Origin of the sequence: Flaviflexus equikiangi, from assembly GCF_014069875.1 — a bacterium.
GTDB lineage: Bacteria > Actinomycetota > Actinomycetes > Actinomycetales > Actinomycetaceae > Flaviflexus > Flaviflexus equikiangi.
Genome location: NZ_CP059676.1, coordinates 2,240,365 through 2,262,983, shown reverse-complemented (window position 1 = coordinate 2,262,983; position 22,619 = coordinate 2,240,365). Strand labels below are relative to the sequence as shown.

Annotated in this window: 24 protein-coding genes and 1 pseudogene; 11 read left to right on the top strand and 14 right to left on the bottom strand. The window is 62.4% G+C overall.

The window, feature by feature from the left end:
• The first annotated feature begins 95 nt into the window (after nt 1-95).
• Nucleotides 96-1,709 carry an AMP-binding protein gene (locus H2O75_RS10375; protein ID WP_182171714.1) on the top strand — a complete coding sequence of 538 codons (1,614 nt, stop codon included), beginning with the start codon at nt 96-98 and terminating at the stop codon, nt 1,707-1,709.
• A gap of 29 nt (nt 1,710-1,738) precedes the next feature.
• On the opposite strand, the gene H2O75_RS10370 is transcribed toward H2O75_RS10375, so the two are convergent.
• Both H2O75_RS10370 and H2O75_RS10365 read right to left on the bottom strand, forming a co-directional pair.
• Nucleotides 1,739-2,497 (bottom strand): fructosamine kinase family protein, encoded by a 759-nt coding sequence (locus tag H2O75_RS10370; protein ID WP_182171711.1) that lies wholly within the window; start codon nt 2,495-2,497, stop codon nt 1,739-1,741.
• Nucleotides 2,497-2,880: a phage holin family protein gene (locus tag H2O75_RS10365; RefSeq protein WP_182171708.1), complete on the bottom strand. Its 384-nt coding sequence runs from the start codon at nt 2,878-2,880 to the stop codon at nt 2,497-2,499. The genes H2O75_RS10370 and H2O75_RS10365 overlap by 1 nt, the downstream gene beginning before the upstream one ends.
• Before the next feature lie 35 nt (nt 2,881-2,915).
• Here H2O75_RS10365 and hisC point away from each other — a divergent pair, with 35 nt between their 5' ends.
• A complete protein-coding gene (gene hisC / locus H2O75_RS10360) occupies nt 2,916-3,980 on the top strand; it encodes a histidinol-phosphate transaminase (protein WP_182171705.1) in 1,065 nt (354 codons plus the stop codon).
• Here hisC and H2O75_RS10355 read toward each other — a convergent pair.
• The 3 genes from H2O75_RS10355 to H2O75_RS10345 all read right to left on the bottom strand — a co-directional run bounded on the left by H2O75_RS10355 (nt 3,973) and on the right by H2O75_RS10345 (nt 7,702).
• Complete coding sequence (locus H2O75_RS10355) at nt 3,973-4,752, bottom strand: YwiC-like family protein (protein WP_182171702.1); 780 nt, start codon at nt 4,750-4,752, stop codon at nt 3,973-3,975. The genes hisC and H2O75_RS10355 overlap by 8 nt on opposite strands.
• Nucleotides 4,753-4,792: 40 nt before the next feature.
• The gene (locus tag H2O75_RS10350) at nt 4,793-5,635 is read right to left on the bottom strand and encodes a hypothetical protein (RefSeq protein WP_182171699.1); all 843 of its coding nucleotides are present in this window, start codon (nt 5,633-5,635) and stop codon (nt 4,793-4,795) included.
• Nucleotides 5,636-5,707: 72 nt separating this feature from the next.
• Entirely contained in the window at nt 5,708-7,702 is a 1,995-nt protein-coding gene (locus H2O75_RS10345; protein WP_182171696.1) for a bifunctional copper resistance protein CopD/cytochrome c oxidase assembly protein, read from the bottom strand.
• Between the two features lie 74 nt (nt 7,703-7,776).
• On the opposite strand from H2O75_RS10345, the gene H2O75_RS10340 reads away from it, so the two are divergent.
• The 3 genes from H2O75_RS10340 to H2O75_RS10850 are packed head-to-tail and all read left to right on the top strand — an operon-like array spanning nt 7,777 to nt 10,044.
• The gene (locus H2O75_RS10340) at nt 7,777-8,772 is read left to right on the top strand and encodes an AAA family ATPase (RefSeq protein WP_182171693.1); all 996 of its coding nucleotides are present in this window, start codon (nt 7,777-7,779) and stop codon (nt 8,770-8,772) included.
• Between the two features lie 26 nt (nt 8,773-8,798).
• Nucleotides 8,799-9,653 (top strand): DUF58 domain-containing protein, encoded by an 855-nt coding sequence (locus H2O75_RS10335; protein ID WP_182171690.1) that lies wholly within the window; start codon nt 8,799-8,801, stop codon nt 9,651-9,653.
• Entirely contained in the window at nt 9,646-10,044 is a 399-nt protein-coding gene (locus tag H2O75_RS10850) for a hypothetical protein (RefSeq protein WP_220462737.1), read from the top strand. The genes H2O75_RS10335 and H2O75_RS10850 overlap by 8 nt, the downstream gene beginning before the upstream one ends.
• Here the strand turns inward: H2O75_RS10850 and H2O75_RS10325 are convergent.
• Nucleotides 10,016-10,780 carry an IS6-like element IS6100 family transposase gene (locus H2O75_RS10325; RefSeq protein WP_001389365.1) on the bottom strand — a complete coding sequence of 255 codons (765 nt, stop codon included), beginning with the start codon at nt 10,778-10,780 and terminating at the stop codon, nt 10,016-10,018. The two genes, H2O75_RS10850 and H2O75_RS10325, sit on opposite strands and share 29 nt — an antisense overlap.
• 506 nt (nt 10,781-11,286) lie before the next feature.
• Nucleotides 11,287-11,787 carry a GNAT family N-acetyltransferase gene (locus H2O75_RS10315; protein WP_000376623.1) on the bottom strand — a complete coding sequence of 167 codons (501 nt, stop codon included), beginning with the start codon at nt 11,785-11,787 and terminating at the stop codon, nt 11,287-11,289.
• Nucleotides 11,788-12,140: 353 nt separating this feature from the next.
• On the opposite strand from H2O75_RS10315, the gene H2O75_RS10310 reads away from it, so the two are divergent.
• Together H2O75_RS10310 and H2O75_RS10305 are read left to right on the top strand one after the other, a co-directional pair.
• Nucleotides 12,141-13,322, top strand: a complete 1,182-nt coding sequence (locus H2O75_RS10310; RefSeq protein WP_065247304.1) for a Cmx/CmrA family chloramphenicol efflux MFS transporter — start codon at nt 12,141-12,143, stop codon at nt 13,320-13,322.
• Nucleotides 13,319-14,320, top strand: a complete 1,002-nt coding sequence (locus H2O75_RS10305; RefSeq protein WP_182171687.1) for an IS481 family transposase — start codon at nt 13,319-13,321, stop codon at nt 14,318-14,320. Before H2O75_RS10310 ends, H2O75_RS10305 begins: the two co-directional genes overlap by 4 nt.
• Nucleotides 14,321-14,341: 21 nt before the next feature.
• Here H2O75_RS10305 and sul1 read toward each other — a convergent pair whose 3' ends face one another.
• The 3 genes from sul1 to H2O75_RS10290 all read right to left on the bottom strand — a co-directional run bounded on the left by sul1 (nt 14,342) and on the right by H2O75_RS10290 (nt 16,484).
• Nucleotides 14,342-15,181: a sulfonamide-resistant dihydropteroate synthase Sul1 gene (sul1, locus tag H2O75_RS10300; protein WP_094980939.1), complete on the bottom strand. Its 840-nt coding sequence runs from the start codon at nt 15,179-15,181 to the stop codon at nt 14,342-14,344.
• Nucleotides 15,175-15,522, bottom strand: a complete 348-nt coding sequence (locus H2O75_RS10295) for a quaternary ammonium compound efflux SMR transporter QacE delta 1 (RefSeq protein WP_000679427.1) — start codon at nt 15,520-15,522, stop codon at nt 15,175-15,177. Before H2O75_RS10295 ends, sul1 begins: the two co-directional genes overlap by 7 nt.
• Nucleotides 15,523-15,638: 116 nt before the next feature.
• Nucleotides 15,639-16,484 (bottom strand): ANT(3'')-Ia family aminoglycoside nucleotidyltransferase AadA11, encoded by an 846-nt coding sequence (locus H2O75_RS10290; RefSeq protein ID WP_048608579.1) that lies wholly within the window; start codon nt 16,482-16,484, stop codon nt 15,639-15,641.
• A 145-nt stretch (nt 16,485-16,629) separates the two neighbouring features.
• Here H2O75_RS10290 and intI1 point away from each other — a divergent pair.
• Nucleotides 16,630-17,211, top strand: a pseudogene (gene intI1, locus H2O75_RS10285) (class 1 integron integrase IntI1); the annotation flags it as partial.
• A 55-nt stretch (nt 17,212-17,266) separates the two neighbouring features.
• On the opposite strand, the gene H2O75_RS10280 reads toward intI1, so the two are convergent.
• Nucleotides 17,267-18,031 carry an IS6-like element IS6100 family transposase gene (locus tag H2O75_RS10280; protein ID WP_001389365.1) on the bottom strand — a complete coding sequence of 255 codons (765 nt, stop codon included), beginning with the start codon at nt 18,029-18,031 and terminating at the stop codon, nt 17,267-17,269.
• A 172-nt stretch (nt 18,032-18,203) separates the two neighbouring features.
• On the opposite strand from H2O75_RS10280, the gene H2O75_RS10275 reads away from it, so the two are divergent.
• From H2O75_RS10275 to H2O75_RS10265, 3 genes are read left to right on the top strand one after another with little or no spacing between them, the layout of a single operon-like run.
• On the top strand, nt 18,204-19,193 hold the full coding sequence (locus H2O75_RS10275) for a vWA domain-containing protein (protein ID WP_182171684.1): 990 nt from the start codon (nt 18,204-18,206) through the stop codon (nt 19,191-19,193).
• The gene (locus H2O75_RS10270; protein WP_182171681.1) at nt 19,175-20,149 is read left to right on the top strand and encodes a vWA domain-containing protein; all 975 of its coding nucleotides are present in this window, start codon (nt 19,175-19,177) and stop codon (nt 20,147-20,149) included. The genes H2O75_RS10275 and H2O75_RS10270 overlap by 19 nt, the downstream gene beginning before the upstream one ends.
• Nucleotides 20,146-20,715, top strand: a complete 570-nt coding sequence (locus H2O75_RS10265; RefSeq protein ID WP_182171678.1) for a hypothetical protein — start codon at nt 20,146-20,148, stop codon at nt 20,713-20,715. Before H2O75_RS10270 ends, H2O75_RS10265 begins: the two co-directional genes overlap by 4 nt.
• A 5-nt stretch (nt 20,716-20,720) precedes the next feature.
• Here the strand turns inward: H2O75_RS10265 and H2O75_RS10260 are convergent, their stop codons facing one another.
• From H2O75_RS10260 to H2O75_RS10250, 3 genes are read right to left on the bottom strand one after another with little or no spacing between them, the layout of a single operon-like run.
• Entirely contained in the window at nt 20,721-21,356 is a 636-nt protein-coding gene (locus H2O75_RS10260) for a TetR/AcrR family transcriptional regulator (protein WP_182171675.1), read from the bottom strand.
• A 44-nt stretch (nt 21,357-21,400) separates the two neighbouring features.
• Nucleotides 21,401-21,808 carry a (deoxy)nucleoside triphosphate pyrophosphohydrolase gene (locus tag H2O75_RS10255; protein ID WP_182171672.1) on the bottom strand — a complete coding sequence of 136 codons (408 nt, stop codon included), beginning with the start codon at nt 21,806-21,808 and terminating at the stop codon, nt 21,401-21,403.
• Between the two features lie 12 nt (nt 21,809-21,820).
• Nucleotides 21,821-22,510 carry a YqeB family protein gene (locus H2O75_RS10250; protein ID WP_182171669.1) on the bottom strand — a complete coding sequence of 230 codons (690 nt, stop codon included), beginning with the start codon at nt 22,508-22,510 and terminating at the stop codon, nt 21,821-21,823.
• Nucleotides 22,511-22,619 lie beyond the last annotated feature (109 nt).

Sequence of the window (22,619 nt, the reverse complement as noted above, 5' to 3'; positions counted from 1 at the left end):
CACCCTAACGAACGCGGTGGGCGAGACGGGATAGGGGGTTCACATTGTGGCGCGTCTCCCGCGGCGCAGCGGGAGCCAGAGCGGAAGATGATCGTATGACGTCACATGCTAAGCCCTGGACGATGCACTATCGCGGAGTGCCCGAGAATATCGAGAGCCCGACGGGTTCCCTCATCGACCTCCTCGATGACGCAGTCGCGGGCGCGGGCGATCGTCCGGCGCTCACGTTCGACGGCCGCGAGACGAGCTACGCGGAACTGGGGCGCCAGGTGGCGTCCGTGGCCGAGGGCCTGCGTCGTCTCGGGGTTGGGGTCGGGGATCGTGTTGCGCTCCTGCTCCCCGACTGCCCCCAGCATGTCGTCGCGTTCTTCGCGGTGCTCCGACTTGGCGCTATCGTGGTCGACCACGACCCGCGCTCGACCAAACGCGACCTGCGGGCCATGTTCCACGATCATGGTGCACGCGTGGCGATAGCGTGGGACAAATCGGTTGCCAAGATCTCGGGCAGAGGTTTTGCGCTCGATACGATTGTCGCCGTCACCCTCCTCGACGAGCTATCCCGTCGTACGAGAATGTCTCTCAGTCTGCCCTTCCCGACATCGCGGAGCAGGAGAGCCGAGTTGACGGCCTCGACGGAGGGGACCGTGGCGTGGGCCTCTCTCAGGTCAAACCCTCCCCTGGCGCACGATCATCCCCGCCCCGCGGCGGACGACCCAGCCATGATCTCCTATACGGCCCGCTTCAAGGGCGCGATGCTTTCTCATCTCAACCTGCACGCGAGCGCCCGTCAGGCAGCATCGTGGCTGGGTCAGTCCGGGCCCACCATCTATGCGCTGGTGCCCTCCCATGCCTTCGTGACGGTGATGGTGGTGGGGATGGCGATGGAGGGGAACCTTGTTCTTTTCTACTCGGCCGATGCCGATGCTGTTCTCGATGCTGCCGCCTCACGTGCCCCCACTGTCATGTGGACAGTTCCGCCGATGTTCGCGGCTCTAGCGGAGCGGCGGCGGGGCGTCGACTTGACGGTGAGCATCAGCATCTCCCCGGTTCCCGTCAGAGATGACATCGCGAGCATGTGGGAGTCTCTCACGGGCGGCGTTCTCATCGAAACGTATGGAATGGCAGAGTGCTCCCACCTCGCACTGGGGCACCCCTGCCATCTTTCGCACCGTACGGGGACGGCTGGTATTCCGCTTCCGTCAACGCAGATGAGAGTGGAGCCGCGTGCCGCTGGCCACGGAGAGCTCCTTCTTCGCGGCCCCCAGGTCTTCTCGGGTTATTGGGGCGATGAGGAGGAGACGCGAAAGGCACTGTCAGCGGACGGATGGCTGCACACGGGTGATCTCGTGACGGTGGACGAGGACGGTTTCGTGACCGTCATCGACCCCATAGGCGATCTCATCGCCACGGCCGGAATGACAGTCGTCCCCTCCGAGGTGGAGAGTGTTCTTATCACCCATCCGAGCATTGCGGCGGCAGCCGTCATCGGTTTCGACCGTGGGGCTGGGCCCGACATCATCGGCGCTGTCGTCATCGCGAAAGGCGTCACGCTGGACACGGAAGACGTTCGCTCACTGTGCCGCCAGCATCTCCCCGAGCATGCTGTGCCCCGCCGTATCGTTCCCGTGCTCGAGCTGCCGACATTGCCGTCTGGTGTGGTCGACCGGAAGCAGGTCAGGGCAGAGATCGAGCCCTACCTCACCCAATGAGGCCCGGGTCAGGGCCTGCCCCGTCGAAGTCAGAGGTATGCCGCTGCTGCGCTGACCGTGCGCGTCCCGTAGGGGCCGCCGAAGAGTGAGGCGTGAACGATGAGGATGTGAAGCTGGTGGAGGGCGACTCGTTCCTGCCATCCCGCACCCAGCGGGTATGCGTCCTCGTAGCCGGCCATGATGTCGTCGAGAAGCGGCGCACCGAAGACGGCGAGCTGCGCAAGGTCAGATTCCCGGTGGCCCGCGTGCGAGGCCGGATCGATGAGGATGGCTCCCTCCGGGGACCATATGACGTTTCCGGACCAGAGGTCTCCGTGCAGGATCGACGGCGGGTCATCAGTATCGAAGTCGCCGTCACGCAGCCGCTCCGCGAGGGTGGTGATGATGGTAGCGCCCTGCTGGTCGATCGAGCCGTTGTCCCGGGCGGACTGGAGATAGGGGAGGATGCGGTCCTCCGCATAGAACACTCCCCACGGGCGTGCTCCGTCCGTCACGAGCGGGAGGGTTTCCCCTCCCATCGTCCCCGCCCCGTGCACGCCGAGATCAAAACCGGGAGGCGCCTGGCCGAATACGCGACTGTGGGTGCCGTGCAGGCGTGCCAGCATGCGTCCCAGGCCGCGCGCAGTGTCAGCCGTCGGCGGAGCATGGTCGATCATCCGGGTGGCCAGTTCCGTGTCTCGCACCCACACGAGGTCGGCAACGGTCGCTCCGTGGTCACGCAGGTCTCGCAGGCCTGCGGCCTCGAAGGCGATCTGGCGGCGGCTGCCGTGCTTGACGTACTCGGACATCAGCGCCGGAGATCCTTCGGAAGGAACCCATCGACGATCATGATGATGATCGCCATGACGAGTCCACCCAGCACGGCCGACCACCTGTCTGCAATGGTCAATCCCCAGCCGAACTGGTTCGCGAGCCAGGATGACAGGAGCAGGATGGCGGCGTTGACGACAAGTGACCATAGGCCGAGGGTGAGGATGTAGAACGGGATGGAGAGGACGACGAGGATGGGCCGAATGATGGCGGTGACGAGGGCATAGATTGCGCCGGCGCCGAGAAGATAGAGGACAAACTCCCGGTCGGTCTGGGCTGTCGGTGCCTCCACTCCGGTGAGGAGCAGGCTTGTCAGCCAGAGTGCGAGGGCGGAGACGAGAGTACGAACTATGAACTTCATGGGCACAACTCTACTCAGGCGGGCATGATGATCACATGAGCCTGTTCCGCCACGACCTTGCCAGCCTGCCCGCCTATGTCCCCGGCAAGCCTGGCAGCGACTCGTCGATCATCAAGCTGTCCTCGAACGAGATGCCATACGGGCCATTGCCCGGCGTGCAGGCGGCGATCGCTCAGGGCGTAGGATCACTCCATTCCTATCCGGACATGTTCGCGTCCGGCCTGGCGGCCCGGATCGCGGCCCGTCACCGCATCGACCCTGCCGGCGTGGTCGTGTCGAACGGATCGGTTGCGATGATCGAGAAGATCCTTGACGCCGCCTGCGAGCCGGGAAGCGAGGTGGTGCTTCCGTGGCGCAGTTTCGAGGCCTACCCGATCGCTATAGCCATCGCCGGTGCCACCGCTATCACGGTCCCCCTCACGGCCGAAGGCGACCATGACCTGGCGGGAATGCTGTCTGCAGTGACTGACAGGACGGCCGTCGTCATGGTGTGCTCACCGAACAACCCGACGGGCAACGCTCTCACCCACAGTGACCTGGAGCGCTTCCTTCACACGGTGCGTGACGATGTCATCGTCGTCCTCGACGAGGCCTACATCGATTTCGTCGACATGGCAGACCCTGTCAGATCTGTCGAGCTGTTGGCTAAGCACCCCAATCTCATCATCCTGCGAACCTTCTCCAAGGCCTACTCACTGGCTGGACTGCGGGTCGGCTACGCTCTCGCACATCCCGCCAGTGCCGCAACACTGCGGGCGGTGGCAACGCCCTTCGGGGTGAACAGTCTCGCCCAGGCGGCGGCCCATGCCGCACTCGAATCAGAAACCGAGATCGCGGCCCGGTGCCGGGTGGTCATGGGGGAGCGGACACGAGTCGCGGCCGCCTTGACGGAGAGCGGTTTCGCCGTTCCGTCCTCTCAGGCGAACTTCGTATGGCTTCCTGTCACGGACAAAGACGGATTCGTCGCCGATGCTGCCCGGGCGGGGATCACGGTTCGAGCATTCCCCGGTGGGGTCAGGGTCAGCATCGGTTCCCGCGAGGCCAATGACCGCATACTCGCGGCCGCTGGGGCATACGCGTCTCGGATGTTCCTCACATGAGGAGTGAGCCGGTGATGGCAAGAGTGGTGGCGAACTCCCACATGCCGATGGTCTTCGCGGATACTCTGCGCCCGATTCTCGCCGAATAGGACGCCACCGCCCACGTGCGGATGACGAGGGCCCACCAGAGTGCCGCATGAAGGGCGGGCAGGGCTCCCGCCGCGGCGAAGGCCGTCACGATCATGGCGGCGATGGCGTGATAGCCGACGGCGATGCGGAAGAACCGGATGTTCCCCCGTTCGCGGATGTTCGTCTTGACGTAGAGCGCTGTGCCGATGAAGTATGCGGTGATGGAGGCGGTGGCCAGCCACATCCAGCTCCACGCCTCCCAGCCCGCCCTGCCCGCCGGGTCCGTTCCCAGGAGGACGGCGAGATGGAAGGCGACGGGTGTCATGAGGCCTGCGGCCAGGACCGTCACGGTGTCGTTGAGCAGGGATCGATCCCGGCGGGCGATCGACTGCCAGAACGTGATGATGACAAGCGGCAGGAACACGGGTAGCCAGATGAGGAGCCCGGGGACGAGGAGCGCGAGGGGAATGCCGACGAGGGCCGTCAGTGCACTATAGACGGCAGCAGGCTTGCGGTAGCGGGCCTTGCGCCGGGACTTCAACCAGAGGCCGATGGCGAAGAATGCGAAGTATCCGACCCACCATGTTCCGAGAAGCAGGATGTGTTCGGGGTGAAACGAGGACAGTGCGATGCCGACGAGGGGCGGCACGACGATCATCGCCCACGCGCCGTGATAGTTCGGGATCCAACCGGGAGAAGCCATACCCTATTATCACGGATAAAACCGTGATCTTATGGGACGTTCAGAACGTCCGCGAACCGTTGCGGTTGATCTCGAAGCCCTTGCCGGAGAGCTGTGACCAGCATTCGACAGTCCCACCGCCGTCCCGGACGTCGCAGGCGAAGGTGTCATTCGCAAACGTCCCGGAGGTCACGAGATTCTCTGCCTGGAGCCGCCACGAGCAGAGAGCATCCGTGTCGCCCGTCTCCGAGACGACAAAGGTCTGCGTATAGGTTTCACAGGATGCCGGGATGGAGGGGAACGTGTACGTATAGATCGAACACGCCGCACGGGTGGACTCGATCGTGCAGTGAATATTGCGGCCGTCTGTTGTGAGTGCCGTCAATGCTTGGGCACCCTCGGGTGCGGGCCTCATCTTGCTCACCCAGTTCGCATCGACCGAGATCTGTGCGAGTTCGATGGAGACGCCTGCGCCCGAAAGCTGGTCGGACAGCGAAAGGCTGAAGTCTTTCGGGCAGGCCTCGTCGATCTTCTTGAGCGTGTCGACAATGAGCTGACGATCATCATCGGCTATCCCGCCCTGCTGGAGCGAGGCTGTCACCAGGTCCTCGAGAACCGCAGCATCATTCTCGACACTCTCGCAGGACGGGGCGTTGACGATCGCGATGACGGCGTCCCGAGCGGGGCCGACACGGTCCACATCATCACTGTCGACAGGCTCCTGCGTCTGCGTCTGCGTCTGGGACTGATCGGCGAAGATGTTCTCTGTCGCGAGCCGGCCCCCGGACTGGATGATCGCGGACCAGATGAGGAAGATGATGATGGAGAGAGCGACGCCCAGAATAATGAGCATCGATTTGATCCCCGTGCTGAGATTCGGGGAGGGTGTCTTGTTCTCACTCATAGCGTGGCATTCATGTCGGCGGAAGTCCCGGAGCGGGATTAGGTCAATACTGGCATAGGTGGGGACGTGCGGTCACTTTGCGCCGTGTGCGCGGGCGGCCAGCATGTCGTTATAGGCCTTGAGCTCCGCATCATCATCCCGGTCTGCGCGCCGATCGAGCTGCTTCGCCTGCTTGTCGTCCGACATGCCCCACATGACGGCAACAGCGATGGCCAACACGACTGTCGGGAACTCGCCGATACCCCACGTGATAGCGCCGCCAACCTCCTGGTCCCGCAGAGCATCCACACCCCAGGGCAGGCCCAACCATCCGAAGAACTCGTTCGCGAGAACGCTCGTCGAGGAGATGACGGCGATGCCGAAGAACGCATGGAATGCCATGGTGGCGAAGAGGAGCACGAGACGGAGGGCGAACGGCGGGCGCCGGGGCCCGGGATCGATCCCGATGAGCGCATTCGCGAACATGTAGCCGGCCAGCGTGAAATGGAGAACCATGAGCAGGTGCCCCACGTGCGTCGTGAGAGACAGGTAGAAAAGGTCCGTGAAATAGAACAGGACCAGAGACCCCGAGAAGTTGATCGCGGCGACAACCGGATGTGCCCAGAAGCCTGCGTAAGGGGAATGGGCGACGGCCAGGAGGATCTCCCGCCCGCCGCGAGACCCGTCGGTACGGGCAGGCACGGCCCGGGCGACAAGTGTGACCGGTGCCCCCAGAACGAGAAGGATCGGGATCACCATGGCGAGAACCATGTGCATGAACATGTGGGAGGAGAACAGGACTGCCCCGTAGACGGTGGGGCCGCCGTTCGTGATCCAGAAGAAGACGACCATGCCCGCAATCCAGGAGGCTGTGCGCAGGCCGGACCAGGCGTCTCCGCGCCGGCGAAGACGGCGCACCCAGCGCACATACTGGACGATGCCGAGGACGGACACGAGCGCCAGGATAGGCTCCAGACGCCACTGCGTCAGATAGTTGATCGCCTCAGGGTAGGGGGGAACCGGGTACTGGGAGAGCAGAAATGTCGGTGACGGATCGGGAACCGGGTCCTGCGGAACTGGGGGTGCCGAGTTGCTGAGGGCGGCAGCCACGCCGATCACGCCTGCCATGAGCAGGCCTTCACCCACGGCGAGCCGAACGAACGGACGCTGAGTCGACTCGATCTGCCCGATCGTCCGCCGCCGATGAGCGAGACCGGCAAGGGCAAGAGCCCCCGTTGCGATGACCTTGATGAGAAGCAGCCTCCCGTAGCCTGTCGTGACAAGCTCGAGCGGGGAGTTGAAACGGATCACGGCGGCCAGGAAACCCGAGTAGATCGTCAAACCGACCGCCCATCCCGCAATCGTCGAATAGCGGGCCGTGTAGGCGGCGAGACGGCGGTCAGGGGACGCTGTGACAAGGAAGGCGACGAGTCCGCCCGCCCACGCGCTCATCGCCAGAAGGTGGAGGTAGATCGAGGAGACGGCAAGCGTGTGAGAGGCCGCCCCGGCCGCGTGCCCGGTGAGTGCGATAGGGATCATGGCGACAGCGGACAGTCCCAGCCCCCAGGCCGCCCCGGCCAGGCTGGACGCCGTGACAGCGATGATCGACACGAGGACGGTGAGGATGACGGACCAGAGCATGATCGTGCCCAGTTCGATCTCGGTGATGAACTGCCACATGCCCTGGCCGAGAGTGGGCGACCCCAGGCTGACCCCGGCAACCGACGAGTAGGTGACGACAAGAAGTGCGATCTCAACGATCGGCCAGATCACCGCGCCCGTCCTGCAGAAGCGCAGGATGCGGGACCATTCGGGAGAGTCGTAGGACACCTCCCGTCGCGGCCGTTCCTCCAAGGTTGGAGAATAGATGGCTGCGGCCACGAGGAAGCCGCCGAAGGTCAATGCGGCAACTGTGTCCCTGGCGTATGTGAGAATCGGGACAGCCCAGCGAGTGACGAGCCCCGGGTCGGCGAGAAGCCCTTCGGCATAGATGCCGGTTGTGAGTCCCGCCGCGATCGTGGCGAGAACTCCGACAACGAGCGGCCATGACAGGCCTGAGGGTTTGAGCAGACGAAGGGTAGTGGTCACTCCCCAAGGTTATGTCCTAACCGGGGCGGACGTGATGGAATGAGACCCGGTAGCAGTGAGTCGATGGGAGAACCATGCAGGTCGCGAACGGGAAGATCGACGCGGACGAGATGGCGCGGGCACGAGAGATCCTCGGCCGCGTCAACGATATTTTCGCCGCGACGGTGGTCGGCCAGACGGGCCTCTATCAGGCTCTGATCGTGTCCCTCATGGCACGCGGCCACGTCCTCCTCGAATCGGTGCCTGGACTTGCGAAGACCACGGCCGCGGTGACTCTCGCCCGCGCCACATCCGGAACGTTCTCCCGCATCCAATGCACCCCGGATCTCATGCCGAATGACATCGTCGGAACCCAGATCTACACGTATGAAACTGGCCGGTTCTCGACCCAGCTGGGTCCCGTCCACGCCAACATGGTGCTGCTCGATGAGATCAACCGCTCATCCGCCAAAACCCAGTCCGCGATGCTGGAGGCAATGCAGGAACGGCAGACGTCGATCGGGGGAACGATCTATCACCTGCCCGATCCGTTCATGGTGCTGGCAACCCAAAACCCTGTCGATGAGGAGGGGACGTACATTCTCCCCGAGGCGCAGATGGACAGATTCCTCCTCAAGGAAGTCCTCACCTATCCCTCACCGGCACACGAGGTGGAGATTCTCACGAAGACAGCGGAACGAGCTTTCGGCCAATCGGCGGCAGAGCCCGTCAGCACGGACGACGTGCTGTTCCTCCAAGATATTGCTGGCCGCGTGTACGTGGACGATGCGATCAAGGCCTACATTGTCGCCCTCATCAACACGACCCGCGGGGGAGGCCCCCGTCCCGTCGCGGACCTGCGCAGACACGTCCGTGTCGGAGCATCCCCCCGAGGTTCGCTGGCGCTCATGAGGGCAGGGCAGTCCCTCGCACTCCTCGCCGGCCGCAACTATGTCGTCCCGGACGATATTCGGACGTTGAGATATTCGGTGCTCCGGCACAGGATGATCAGGACATACGATGCGCTCGCGGCAGACATTCCCACCGAGGCGCTGATCGACTCCGTCTTCGCGGCGGTGCCGACACCGTGACACGCCGGGGGAGTGCCGCCACCCGCATGGCTCTCGTGCGGGCTCGGCTCGAGCTGCCGACAGTCAGGCGGGCAGTCGGCCACACCGATGGTCATCATTCCTCCATACTCACCGGCCACGGCATCGACTTCGATGACCAGGTCGACTACCGTCCCGGTGACGACGTGTCCTCGATCGACTGGAAATCGTCGGCTCGTGCCGGCCACCCGATCATTCGTCGCTTCGAACGAGAATCTGATGTGTTCACTCAGCTCGTCCTCGATACTGGGCGGGACATGCTGGCCGCAGCCCCATCGAGGGAACGCAAAAGCGATATCGCCCTCTGGGCCTCCGATGTTCTCGCCTATCTGGGATCCCACCGGGGGGACCGTCTCGGTCTCGTGTGGGGCGATGCGGGAGCGAATCACGCGCTGCCGGCGCGCCACGGCCGAGACCATGTCGAGTTCCTTCTCGCGAGCGCGGAGAGAGCATACGAGAACGCGTCCGCCCCGAGTGACGTCGCGGGGCTTCTGGCGAGAGCGTTGACGGTGACGCGCCAACGCAGCCTCATTATTCTCGTGACGGATGAGGCGTGGCCCAAGGACTCTGACATGATCCGCCGCGTCAGGTCGCGTCACGAGCTTTTCGCTGTCCGCATCGGTGACATGCCGATGACGGAGGGCGGGGTCGATCAGATGGTCGATATCGGGACTGGTGAGATCGTCCCGGCCTACGTTCGCGGAGACCGTGTGCTGGCGCGCCACGTGCAGCACCAGCGTGAGGGTGCGGCCGAGACTACTCGACGTCTCCTCCAGGATTGCGGCGTCCACCACGCCACCATCTCCTCCTCCGACGAGGTGGTCCCCCTCCTCGTCGATGTTCTGCGGAGGCGCCGTGGCTGACAACCTTGTCGCACCATTCGCCGCCTCCCCCTTCTATCTCGTTCTGGCAGGTGCCCTTCTCGCACTGGTGGCACTGTGGATAGCGTGGCGGGTGTCGCGGCTGACTGCCAGGCAGACCATGGCGCCCCTGCGGGTCACGTCATGGCACGAGGCGATTGACAAGCTCGATGTCGTCTACGGGCGCGATGATTCTCGGGTCTACGCGTTGGCCTTGGCGAAACTGCTGCGGGATTTCGGGACCGAGCGGACGGGGATACCACTGGCAAGCCTCTCCATTGCCGATATGAGGGGGATTGTGCACGATGAGGGGCTCTGTTGCAAAGATTGGCGGCAGTCAGAGGTAGGCTGTCGCTCTGCGCCGATCAGGCGGCTGCTGCGAAATGGTGGTTGAGCATGCCCATGGCCTCCGTCAGCGCCGAGGGCCCAATGCCAAAAGCTCTCTCCACAAGGCGCACCTCGCCCCTGATGCCGGGCTGCAGGCACCAGGGGCGAGCCTGTCCTTTGCGCAGGGCTCGCATGACTTCGAATCCCTTGATCGTGGCATAGGCCGTGGGGATCGATTTGAAACCGCGCACCGGCTTGATCAGTATCTTGAGCTTTCCGTGATCGGCCTCGATCACGTTATTGAGATACTTCACCTGCCGGTGGGCCGTCTCCCGGTCCAGCTTTCCTTCGCGCTTCAATTCGGTGATCGCTGCACCATAGCTCGGCGCTTTGTCGGTATTGAGCGTGGCAGGCTTTTCCCAGTGCTTCAGGCCTCGCAGGGCCTTGCCCAGGAACCGCTTCGCTGCCTTGGCGCTGCGGGTCGGCGACAGGTAGAAATCGATCGTGTCGCCCCGCTTGTCGACTGCCCGGTACAGGTAGGTCCACTTGCCCCGCACCTTGACGTAGGTTTCATCCAGGCGCCAGCTCGGATCAAAGCCACGCCGCCAGAACCAGCGCAGCCGCTTCTCCATCTCCGGGGCGTAGCACTGGACCCAGCGATAGATCGTCGTATGGTCGACCGAAATGCCGCGTTCCGCCAGCATTTCCTCAAGGTCGCGATAGCTGATCGGATAGCGACAATACCAGCGCACCGCCCACAGGATCACATCACCCTGGAAATGGCGCCACTTGAAATCCGTCATCGTTCCGTCCGTCCAATCTCCGCCAAGCATGCTCAAGCTTCACGATTTTTGCAACAGAGCCCACACGAGTATTGAGCATAGTCGAGATTGGTGCAGATCACTTCTGATATTGAACTGTCAGGAGCTGGCTGCACAACAGCCATTACGCCCAATCAACTGGTGCAGTCGTCTTCTGAAAATGACATTTGGTATCTCTCATAAACGGATGTTTTTGAGAGAACTATCTTCGGCCTTCACACGCACGAAAGGCGGCGAAGCTCCGCCGTTAATCCGTCCGCCGGAGATCTCGCCCAGGCAGGCTGAAGGCCGAGCAAGCCTGACAGGCCCGAAAAGCCCGGCACGGGCGTCGGCGGCGATGACGGCGGCGGCATTATCCAGGGTTGATGATGGAAGTGGAGGATATCGACAACCTCTCGCGCAACCAAGACATCGCGGTCGGACTGCAAGTGATCTTGAAGCCACGGGCCCGTCCCACCCCGACATGGACCTCGATGCCCGAACGGACGTTAGATTTCGAGTTCTAGGCGTTCTGCGATGAAGGTTGGATCCCAGCCGGGATTGAAAGTGTCGACGTGGGTGAATCCGAGCCGCTCGTATAGGCCACGCAGGTTCGGGTGGCAGTCGAGCCGCAGCTTGGCGCACCCCTGCGTTCGCGCGGCATGGCGGCAAGCCTCGATCAGCGCGGAGCTGACACCCCGGCCCGCATGTGTCCGTCGCACCGCGAGCTTGTGCAGATATGCGGCCTCCCCCTTGAGGGCGTCGGGCCAGAACTCGGGATCCTCGGCCGACAAGGTGCAACAGCCGACGATGCCGTCGCTGCAACTCGCGACTAGGAGCTCGGATCTCAGGACGAAGGTCTCCGCGAATGTCCGGTCGATCCGCGCGACGTCCCAGGCGGGCGTTCCCTTGGCGGACATCCACGCCGCAGCGTCGTGCATCAGCCGCACAACCTCGTCGATATCACCCGAGCAGGCGACCCGAACGTTCGGAGGCTCCTCGCTGTCCATTCGCTCCCCTGGCGCGGTATGAACCGCCGCCTCATAGTGCAGTTTGATCCTGACGAGCCCAGCATGTCTGCGCCCACCTTCGCGGAACCTGACCAGGGTCCGCTAGCTGTTGCTGGCCATGAGGTTGTTGACGTGCTTTGTGGGTGGCGACGTAAGCGGCTACGATGAGTCGTATGTCGAGCCCTGAATCGGACACTCAGGGGCTTTCGGTCACGCCGTCAGCCCCTCACCTCAGCTGAGCCCCTAGCTCCCTGCTGCCCGCTACGTGCAGCATGTCATTCGGGTGTCCTTTGGGCGCTGACCGTGGTGACGAGACGTTCTCTTGTTCGTACTCTCGCTTCGGAGCTATCTCGATGCCTTTCGCTCTTTATCTTCTTGCCCTGGTGGTCTTTGCCATGGGTACTTCCGAATTCATGCTCGCCGGCCTCGTGCCCGACATTTCCAGATACTTCGGCCTTTCCGTGGGGACCGCTGGTCTCCTGACGTCGGCGTTCGCCGCAGGGATGGTAATCGGTGCACCTGTGATGGCCGCGTTCACTCGTCGCCTCCCTGTAAAAGCGACACTCCTGGGTTGCGTGATCGGTTTCGCGCTGACCCATATCATCGGGGCTCTCACCCCGCACTTCACTGTTCTGTTTATCACGCGCGTGATCGCGGCGATCGTTAATGCAGGCTTCTTGGCGGTCGCGTTGGGTGCGGCAACAAAACTCGTAGCACCCGATGCCAAAGGTCGGGCCGTGGCGGTTCTGCTGGCGGGTACCACCGTCGCCACCGTCGCAGGCGTCCCCGCGGGTACGCTACTTGGTACGGCACTTGGCTGGCAGTCGACGTTCTGGGCGATCGCACTTCTCTGCATCCCCGCTGCGATCGGCATCGCTGCGGGCTTCACCACTAAAGCCGACGACTCGTCAAAGGAGGAGTCGTCCTCGACCTCGTTGCGCGTGGAGCTGGCGCAGCTGTCCTCTCCGCGCCTCGTCCTAACGATGCTGCTCGCTGCCCTTGTGAATGCCGGCACATTCGCCACGCTGACCTTTCTCGCGCCGATCGTTACGGACACCGCCGGCCTGACCCAGTGGTGGGTGCCGGTGGCGCTTGTGTTCTTCGGCGTCGGCTCCTTCATCGGCGTCACCGTTGCGGGACGGCTCTCGGATGCCCGACCCCGCATCGTCATCGTGGGCGGTGGCAGCGTTCTGGTGCTCGGGTGGGTCGCGCTGGCGCTCTTCGCAACGAACCCCGTCGCCCTGCTCGGGCTCGTTTTCGCTCAGGGTGTGGTGGGGTTCGCCGTCGGGAGCACGCTGATCACGCGAGTGCTTTATGCCGCGGCGGGTGCGCCCACCATGGCGGGGTCATACGCGACAGCGGCACTCAACGTGGGCGCGGCAGCCGGTCCCGTGCTCGCCTCTGCCGCACTCAGCGTTATGCCGGGCGCGCTCGGACCCGTTTGGGTAGCCGTGCTCGTGACCACCACGGCACTACTGCTCGCAGTTCCGCTTCTTCGGCTGATTGCACCCGTCGAGAGCGAGGTGGTCAAGTGACGCACGCAAACGCGCCCCTGACGGTCGAAGGTCGTCGTCGACTCGTCGCGCGCTGTCGGACTCGACCCATTTCTCATGTTGCCGCCGAGATGGGGGTCTCCCGTGCGACCGCCTCGAAATGGGTCAACCGATACAAACGATTCGGGAAGGTCGGCCTAATGGACCGCTCGTCGTCGCCGATCCGGCAGCCCTCTGCAACGCCTGGCCGCCTCGTGAAGCAGATCGAGTCAATGCGACGAGAACATAAATGGTCGGCGTCGCGTATCGCATTCGAGCTCAAGCAAGCGGGAACACCGGTCAGCCGGCGCACCATCACCCGGCTCCTCGCGCAGCTGGGCCTGAACCAGCGCAAGTTTATTGACCCCAACGGCGAGACGAACCGGGAACCGCAACACATCACCACCAAACGTCCCGGCCACATGGTGCACCTGGACGTGAAGAAGGTCGGTCGCATCCCCGATGGCGGCGGGTGGCGCGTGCACGGCAAAGGCAGCGAGAAGGCTAAAGCTGTTGCACGTAAGAAGACCCGAGGCACGAAGACGGGGTACGTCTATCTGCATTCGGCCATCGACGGGCACACCCGACTCGCGTACACCGAAGCGTTGCCGGATGAGAAAGCCGTCACTGCCGTCGCGTTCCTCGGGCGTGCAAGAGCTTGGTTCGCCGAGCACGGCATCGCCGGGATCGAGCGCGTCGTAACCGACAACGGCTCCTGCTACCGATCCGCAGCTTTCCGCGACGCAGTCGGGACCAGCCGACACCAGCGCATCACCCCATACACGCCCCGACACAACGGCAAAGTCGAGCGCTACAACCGGATCCTCGCCGAAGAGTTTCTCTACGCTCGCACCTGGCGCTCAGAAGACGAACGCGCTACCGCGCTCGAAGTGTGGAACCGGCACTACAACTATCACCGTCCCCACGGCGCTCACGACGGGCAACCGCCCGCCTCTGCGACACCGACACGAGTCAACAACCTCATGACCTCATACAGCTAGCGGGCGGCCGGAAGGTGAATGCTAGGCATGATCTAACCCTCGGTCTCTGGCGTTGCGACTGCGAAATTTCGCGAGGGTTTCCGAGAAGGTGATTGCGCTTCGCAGATCTCCAGGCGCGTGGGTGCGGACGTAGTCAGCGCCATTGCCGATCGCGTGAAGTTCCGCCGCAAGGCTCGCTGGACCCAGATCCTTTACAGGAAGGCCAACGGTGGCGCCCAAGAAGGATTTCCGCGACACCGAGACCAATAGCGGAAGCCCCAACGCCGACTTCAGCTTTTGAAGGTTCGACAGCACGTGCAGCGATGTTTCCGGTGCGGGGCTCAAGAAAAATCCCATCCCCGGATCGAGGATGAGCCGGTCGGCAGCGACCCCGCTCCGTCGCAAGGCGGAAACCCGCGCCTCGAAGAACCGCACAATCTCGTCGAGCGCGTCTTCGGGTCGAAGGTGACCGGTGCGGGTGGCGATGCCATCCCGCTGCGCTGAGTGCATAACCACCAGCCTGCAGTCCGCCTCAGCAATATCGGGATAGAGCGCAGGGTCAGGAAATCCTTGGATATCGTTCAGGTAGCCCACGCCGCGCTTGAGCGCATAGCGCTGGGTTTCCGGTTGGAAGCTGTCGATTGAAACACGGTGCATCTGATCGGACAGGGCGTCTAAGAGCGGCGCAATACGTCTGATCTCATCGGCCGGCGATACAGGCCTCGCGTCCGGATGGCTGGCGGCCGGTCCGACATCCACGACGTCTGATCCGACTCGCAGCATTTCGATCGCCGCGGTGACAGCGCCGGCGGGGTCTAGCCGCCGGCTCTCATCGAAGAAGGAGTCCTCGGTGAGATTCAGAATGCCGAACACCGTCACCATGGCGTCGGCCTCCGCAGCGACTTCCACGATGGGGATCGGGCGAGCAAAAAGGCAGCAATTATGAGCCCCATACCTACAAAGCCCCACGCATCAAGCTTTTGCCCATGAAGCAACCAGGCAATGGCTGTAATTATGACGACGCCGAGTCCCGACCAGACTGCATAAGCAACACCGACAGGGATGGATTTCAGAACCAGAGAAAGAAAATAAAATGCGATGCCATAACCGATTATGACAACGGCGGAAGGGGCAAGCTTAGTAAAGCCCTCGCTAGATTTTAATGCGGATGTTGCGATTACTTCGCCAACTATTGCGATAACAAGAAAAAGCCAGCCTTTCATGATATATCTCCCAATTTGTGTAGGGCTTATTATGCACGCTTAAAAATAATAAAAGCAGACTTGACCTGATAGTTTGGCTGTGAGCAATTATGTGCTTAGTGCATCTAACACCTGAATTAAGCCGACCCGCGAAGCGGGTTCGGCTTGAATGAATTGTTAGACATCACTGGCATGGCACCAAGCAATTTAGTGGCTTCATGTTTCACGAAGTGAACGAACGCCGCCAACTGATCCGCGCGTGAGGCCAAGCAATCTTCTCCTTGTCCAAGATAAGCCTGCCGGGCTTCAAGCAGTACGGGCTTATGTTGATCTGGCAGACGCTCAATTGCCCAGTTGGCAACGATATCCTTCGGTGCGATCTTGCCGGTTGCTGCGCTGTACCAAATGCGAGACAAGGTAAGCACTACATTCCGCTCATCGCCTTCCCAATCCGGCTGCGAATTCCATAGTTTCAGAGTGTCGCTCAATGCCTTGAATAGATCGCCTTCCGGAACTGGGTTAAAGAAATCCTCTGCGGCCGAACCTGCCAATGCAAGGCTATGCTGCCTTACTTTAGTTAGCAGAATAGCCAGATCAACATCGGTTGTGGCGGGCTCGAAGATGCCCGCAAGAATGTCCTTACGCTGCCACTCCCCGAATTGCAGTTCCCGTCTGGCCGGATAACGCCAAGGGACAACATCACCATGCACGACGATGGTAACTTCCAAGGCGCGGAGAGCCTCACTTTGGCCAGGGGAGGCAGAAATTTCCAAGAGATCTACGACCAGGGCTTGTCGGACAGTCTCATCGAGCTGTGCAGCCACAGTAACCAGCAAATCAATATCACTGTATGGCTTCAGGCCACCGTCCAGTGCAGAGCCGTACAAATGCACGGCCAGCAACGTTGATTCCAGATGACGCTCGATGGCGTTGAGAGCCAGTGATAGCTGTACCGAAATCTCGGCGGGTACTGCGTTACTCATGATGTCTAACTTTGTTTTAGGGCGACTGCCCTGCTGCGTAACATCGTTGCTGCTCCATAACATCAAACATCGACCCACGGCGTAACGCGCTTGCTGCTTGGATGCCCGAGGCATAGACTGTACAAAAAAACAGTCATAACAAGCCATGAAAACCGCCACTGCGCCGTTACCACCGCTGCGTTCGGTCAAGGTTCTGGACCAGTTGCGTGAGCGCATACGCTACTTGCATTACAGTTTACGAACCGAACAGGCTTATGTCAACTGGGTTCGTGCCTTCATCCGTTTCCACGGTGTGCGTCACCCGGCAACCTTGGGCAGCAGCGAAGTCGAGGCATTTCTGTCCTGGCTGGCGAACGAGCGCAAGGTTTCGGTCTCCACGCATCGTCAGGCATTGGCGGCCTTGCTGTTCTTCTACGGCAAGGTGCTGTGCACGGATCTGCCCTGGCTTCAGGAGATCGGAAGACCTCGGCCGTCGCGGCGCTTGCCGGTGGTGCTGACCCCGGATGAAGTGGTTCGCATCCTCGGTTTTCTGGAAGGCGAGCATCGTTTGTTCGCCCAGCTTCTGTATGGAACGGGCATGCGGATCAGTGAGGGTTTGCAACTGCGGGTCAAGGATCTGGATTTCGATCACGGCACGATCATCGTGCGGGAGGGCAAGGGCTCCAAGGATCGGGCCTTGATGTTACCCGAGAGCTTGGCACCCAGCCTGCGCGAGCAGCTGTCGCGTGGGCTCTGTTGCAAAGATTGGCGGCAGTCAGAGGTAGGCTGTCGCTCTGCGCCGATCAGGCGGCTGCTGCGAAATGGTGGTTGAGCATGCCCATGGCCTCCGTCAGCGCCGAGGGCCCAATGCCAAAAGCTCTCTCCACAAGGCGCACCTCGCCCCTGATGCCGGGCTGCAGGCACCAGGGGCGAGCCTGTCCTTTGCGCAGGGCTCGCATGACTTCGAATCCCTTGATCGTGGCATAGGCCGTGGGGATCGATTTGAAACCGCGCACCGGCTTGATCAGTATCTTGAGCTTTCCGTGATCGGCCTCGATCACGTTATTGAGATACTTCACCTGCCGGTGGGCCGTCTCCCGGTCCAGCTTTCCTTCGCGCTTCAATTCGGTGATCGCTGCACCATAGCTCGGCGCTTTGTCGGTATTGAGCGTGGCAGGCTTTTCCCAGTGCTTCAGGCCTCGCAGGGCCTTGCCCAGGAACCGCTTCGCTGCCTTGGCGCTGCGGGTCGGCGACAGGTAGAAATCGATCGTGTCGCCCCGCTTGTCGACTGCCCGGTACAGGTAGGTCCACTTGCCCCGCACCTTGACGTAGGTTTCATCCAGGCGCCAGCTCGGATCAAAGCCACGCCGCCAGAACCAGCGCAGCCGCTTCTCCATCTCCGGGGCGTAGCACTGGACCCAGCGATAGATCGTCGTATGGTCGACCGAAATGCCGCGTTCCGCCAGCATTTCCTCAAGGTCGCGATAGCTGATCGGATAGCGACAATACCAGCGCACCGCCCACAGGATCACATCACCCTGGAAATGGCGCCACTTGAAATCCGTCATCGTTCCGTCCGTCCAATCTCCGCCAAGCATGCTCAAGCTTCACGATTTTTGCAACAGAGCCCGATGAGGCGTTTCTGAGCCTGCTTCACCGGCTGGAAGAGCCCGCCTTCGCACCGACGGCGGTTGGGGACACGGGTCGGATGATGGCGGAGGCGAAAGACGTGGTGCAATCATGGTGAACGAGTGGGCGCTCCTGCTCCCCGTCCTCCTCCTCTCCATTGTCGTCTACCGGTGGTCGACACGCCCCACACCCACCGTCTACGTGGCACACACGCTTCCCGGCAGGCTCCTCCCGCGCTACCGGGCTCGTTTGAGGATGCTGAGAATCGCTGCGGTGCTGACGGCGCTCAGTGTCGGTGTCCTCTCAGTCTCCGCGGCAGTCCTCGTGGCACGCCCGCACGGCGTGGAGGTGCGCGATGAGGGGCTGGCATCTCGCGACATCGTGCTCTGTCTCGACGTGTCCGGCTCTGTTCTCGGCTTCGATGTCGACGTCATGGAAGCGTTCGCAGGAATGGTCGACAGCTTCCAGGGGGAACGCGTTGCCCTTGTTATCTGGAATTCCAATTCCCGCGTTGTCCTCCCTCTCACGAACGACTATCCGCTGATCGAAGAGACTCTCCGTGAGGGCGCCCGAGCATTGGAGGCGGATCCCTACACGGACTATCCGAAAGACCCCGAGCTCTACCTCGACTTCACGGCAGGAACGTACCTCGAAAGCACGGGAGGAGCCTCTCTCGTCGGGGACGGGCTCGTGAACTGCGCGCTTCAGTTCGACAGCCCCGAGAGATCACGGACCATCATTCTGGCCACCGACAACGACGTGTCCACGCCGGAGGCCCAAGTGTATTCTCTGCGCGAAGCGGTCGAGTTCGCGAAAGAGCGCACCATCACGATCCATGGTCTGTACATCGAAACGTATTACGGCACTGATAACTATCAGGCGCGCGAGATGGTGGACCTCATCGAAGGCGCCGGGGGATATGTTGCCCAGGCTGGCGACGACGCGGCAGGACAGCTCCTTGCGGAGATCGAAGCGCAACAGGCGGCAGACCTCGGAACAGACCCTGTCACGACCATCGTTGACAGGCCTGGGCCGTGGCCGTTCCTCGCCGCTGCCAGCATCGCCCTTCTCGTCGGATTGGGATGGCGGTACAGGCTATGACGTTCGCCCTGACCTGGTGGGTGTTCATTCCCCTCAGCATCCTCCTCTATGGACTCTGTGCTCTCGCGTGGCGTGACACCCGGGACGGCCGGACATGGCTGCGCCGCGGGCTCATGGTGACGGGCGTCCTTCTTCTCGGCCTGACACCCGCCCACCAGACACCGGTCGCGGAACGTGAAACGAATGCCGAGTACTTCTTCATCGTTGACCTGACGGGCTCGATGGCGGCGCAGGACTACGACGGCACGGAAGAACGTCTCGAGGGCGTCCGGGCTGATATCGCCGATATTGTCGACACGAACCCGGGAGCCCGCTACTCGATCATCGCATTCTCCTCCACGGCAACCGAGCAGCTGCCGCTGACAACCGATGCTCGAGCCGTCCGCTCGTGGGTTGACGCGGCACGGAGGGAATCAACGAACTATTCCGCCGGTTCTTCTCTCAACCGGCCGCGAGACGCACTGCGAGACGCGCTCGAGCGGGCCCGTGACAACAACCCGCAGAACGTGCGCATCGCACTCTTCTTCACCGACGGTGAGAACACCGAGAACACCGATATCGACTACGGCAGCGTCGCGGATCTTGTCGATGCTGGGTATGTCTTCGGGTATGGCACGGAGGATGGTGCCCCCATGCTCCGCTCGTTCTGGGGCGAAGAAGACGCAGGAGTCTACATCACCGATCCCGAGACAGGGGAGGATGCGATCTCGCGCATCGATCCCGAGAACCTGAGGACTCTGGCCGAACAGCTGGGCCTCGACTACGTCCACCGCACCCAACCCGGAGGTGCAGGTGCCCTCGTTGCCGACATCCCCACCGAGATCATTGCGGGCGATGGTCGGCGAACCACAGAAACACCCATCCTCTGGCCCATCGGCCTCCTCTTGACCGGCCTTGTCGCGTGGGAACTGTGGTATCTCACCCCGCTGATCGGGTCGATGAGGAGGACACGGTGAAGGCCTATCACGGGGCAACGGCGGTCGTGGGAACCCTGATCGTTGCACTCGCGGTCTGGGCCGGCCTGATCTGGGGCAGCATGTGGCTGGGCCGCGCAGCCTATGAACGCGGTGACTATGAGCAAGCGATCGATCTCTATGGGACGGCGGAGCGTATCTCGCCGTTCGATCGTTGGCGTCCCGACTTCGGCCAGGGAACGGGCCTTCTCGCCCAGGGTGATCTCTCCGGGATCGCGAAGCTCGAGCAGGCCCTCGACACGGTTCCGACTGCAGAGGTCGTCGACGGAGTGAAAGATCCCAACTCGTACGAGTGTCTCGTCAGGGCCAATCTCTATCTCGGCTATTCAGAAGCGGGGCGCGATGAGGAGGCTCAGGCTGTGATCGAGACCTGCCCCAATCCGAGCCCGTCAGAGGGAGAGAGCGGCGAACCCGAGGAGCCGGAGGGAACCGAGGAGCCTCCCGATCCGCAGCAGGAGGAGCTTGCGGAGCGTGACCGTGAGGCGCGCGAACAGCGCCAGAACGATCAGGAATGGGGCCGTGGGGGAGGGTCCGGGCAGAACTGGTAGTCCGCTCAGTGCGGTGGAGGAACCGGTCCGAGATCGGTCAGTTCCTCGGGCCATGCCGCCCCCAGGCCCTGGATGACGAAGCGCTCAGTGTAGAGGAAGAACTCTGTCCGTTCCGGTTCCGTGCGGGGAACGCGGCGTCCGCCGAGGATGCCGTTGATGATCTGGGTGGCGGTGGGAATGTCCTGCACCGGTATCGTGCCGTCGGACATGGCGGCCTCGAGGATGGAGCGGAGCAGCCCTGCGGTTTGGCGAACGTGCTGAGCCAGCTTCATGCCGGTGTCGGGACTGACAACATCCTTGAGAGGCGGGCCGGGAGCCATCAAATAGCTGCGCTCGGCAAGCAGCTGGCTGCGGACATAGATCCGAAGCCGATCAATCGACGTATCAACCCCGTGCAGCATCTCTTTCGTCGTCGACAGATAGGCAGACGTCTTCTCCTCGACGAACGCGATGAGAAGGGCTTCCTTGTCGGGGAAATGATTGTAGATGGTGGAGCGGCGGATGCCGGAATGGTGGGCGACGTCTGACATTGAGACGTTCTGGAAGCCGCGCTCCGTCATGAGAGCCTCGAGCGCTTCCATCAAGACACGCCTGGTCTTGTCGCGATGCTCGAGGAGGGTCCGAGCGGAGATCTTGGGCATGTCCGTATTCTACGCGACTCGTGCGGGAAGGCCGAGGGCTTGTGTCACGGGGACTCGGACAGCCGCTGAGACAGCACGCGTGCGAGCGCCACATCGCCCGGAAGCCAGTCGAGGCCAAGAATCTCTGATGCTGTGCACCAGCGGAGCGAGGAATGGTCGGTACCGCGAACAGGCTCATCCGAGACGGTCGCCAGCCACACCCTCATCGTGTGCTTGCCGATCGGCCAATCGCCCTCGGGGCCGGGCACGAGAGCACCCAGCGTCGGGGGGACTCCCAGCTCCTCGACGATCTCCCGCACACAAGCATCCCGGGGATCCTCTCCCGGTTCCACTTTGCCGCCGGGAAGCTCCCATTTCCCTGCCAGATCGCTGGGGTATGAGCGTTGGGCGGCAAGGAGCCTGCGGGGATGATCGAAGGAATCGACGATGGCGGCGGCGACGACGAGAGACACGCCGTCACACTATCAGGCCGACCTTGAGGGGATCGGCTGGAGGCGGCGAAATTCGGTGATGACGCCAGTCCGACTGGTCTTGCGGTCTCGCGCCATGATGTCCCGAGCAACGAGTTGACGGCGCAGGATCTCGGCAATGTCATCATTGCCAGCCCGGAGGGCTTTCCCTCGAGCGACAGCGAGCTGCTGATCCCTGTCGTCCAAACCCGACATGTCTGGCGAGAAGTCGCCCTCCCCCAACTCGGTCGGGGTCGGGGCTGGATAGCCGTGGTGGATGAGCGTACATGCCAAGGTCATGCCCGGTGCCAGGCGCACACGTGCCAGTTCGGCACCAGCCCTGCTGTAGAGGACGATGTCGCGGCCCACGTGAGTGGCGTGGATCAGGGACTTTCTCACTCGTACGTGCACGCCCTTCCACCGGAGGATGATCTCATCGTCGGAGACTTCCACGTGAAGGGACTCGGCGACGATCGTCGAGGCGGCCACGACGCCGAGGATCATGCCGACTGCTGCCATGATGAGAATCCCGATCGGCTCGCCCGGATGTGCGGCAACGCCGAAAAAGCCGTTGAATGTCGTCAACGACAGAGCGTATTCGAGGACGAAACCGACGAGAGCTCCGGTGGCACCGCCGAGCACGAGAAGGCTCGCGCCGAGCGTGAGGCGCTGCCGTGTGCTCACGGAGACGGTGGTCGCGTTCATACAACTACTGTGCCCTGCTGAGTCTTTCTTGAACAGTGGTGTGCGGGGGAGTGATGCCCGGGATGTGCGCCGCACGGGAAGGCCCTGAAGAAGTTGCTGGTCAGAGGCC

Coding starts and splice junctions, on each gene's coding strand:
- H2O75_RS10375 (WP_182171714.1), top strand. CDS start 96: ATGACGTCACATGCTAAGCCCTGGACGATGCACTATCGCGGAGTGCCC.
- H2O75_RS10370 (WP_182171711.1), bottom strand. CDS start 2,497: ATGTCCGAGTACGTCAAGCACGGCAGCCGCCGCCAGATCGCCTTCGAG.
- H2O75_RS10365 (WP_182171708.1), bottom strand. CDS start 2,880: ATGAAGTTCATAGTTCGTACTCTCGTCTCCGCCCTCGCACTCTGGCTG.
- hisC (WP_182171705.1), top strand. CDS start 2,916: ATGAGCCTGTTCCGCCACGACCTTGCCAGCCTGCCCGCCTATGTCCCC.
- H2O75_RS10355 (WP_182171702.1), bottom strand. CDS start 4,752: ATGGCTTCTCCCGGTTGGATCCCGAACTATCACGGCGCGTGGGCGATG.
- H2O75_RS10350 (WP_182171699.1), bottom strand. CDS start 5,635: ATGAGTGAGAACAAGACACCCTCCCCGAATCTCAGCACGGGGATCAAA.
- H2O75_RS10340 (WP_182171693.1), top strand. CDS start 7,777: ATGCAGGTCGCGAACGGGAAGATCGACGCGGACGAGATGGCGCGGGCA.
- H2O75_RS10335 (WP_182171690.1), top strand. CDS start 8,799: ATGGCTCTCGTGCGGGCTCGGCTCGAGCTGCCGACAGTCAGGCGGGCA.
- H2O75_RS10325 (WP_001389365.1), bottom strand. CDS start 10,780: ATGACGGATTTCAAGTGGCGCCATTTCCAGGGTGATGTGATCCTGTGG.
- H2O75_RS10315 (WP_000376623.1), bottom strand. CDS start 11,787: ATGGACAGCGAGGAGCCTCCGAACGTTCGGGTCGCCTGCTCGGGTGAT.
- H2O75_RS10310 (WP_065247304.1), top strand. CDS start 12,141: ATGCCTTTCGCTCTTTATCTTCTTGCCCTGGTGGTCTTTGCCATGGGT.
- sul1 (WP_094980939.1), bottom strand. CDS start 15,181: ATGGTGACGGTGTTCGGCATTCTGAATCTCACCGAGGACTCCTTCTTC.
- H2O75_RS10295 (WP_000679427.1), bottom strand. CDS start 15,522: ATGAAAGGCTGGCTTTTTCTTGTTATCGCAATAGTTGGCGAAGTAATC.
- H2O75_RS10290 (WP_048608579.1), bottom strand. CDS start 16,484: ATGAGTAACGCAGTACCCGCCGAGATTTCGGTACAGCTATCACTGGCT.
- H2O75_RS10280 (WP_001389365.1), bottom strand. CDS start 18,031: ATGACGGATTTCAAGTGGCGCCATTTCCAGGGTGATGTGATCCTGTGG.
- H2O75_RS10275 (WP_182171684.1), top strand. CDS start 18,204: ATGGTGAACGAGTGGGCGCTCCTGCTCCCCGTCCTCCTCCTCTCCATT.
- H2O75_RS10270 (WP_182171681.1), top strand. CDS start 19,175: ATGGCGGTACAGGCTATGACGTTCGCCCTGACCTGGTGGGTGTTCATT.
- H2O75_RS10260 (WP_182171675.1), bottom strand. CDS start 21,356: ATGCCCAAGATCTCCGCTCGGACCCTCCTCGAGCATCGCGACAAGACC.
- H2O75_RS10250 (WP_182171669.1), bottom strand. CDS start 22,510: ATGAACGCGACCACCGTCTCCGTGAGCACACGGCAGCGCCTCACGCTC.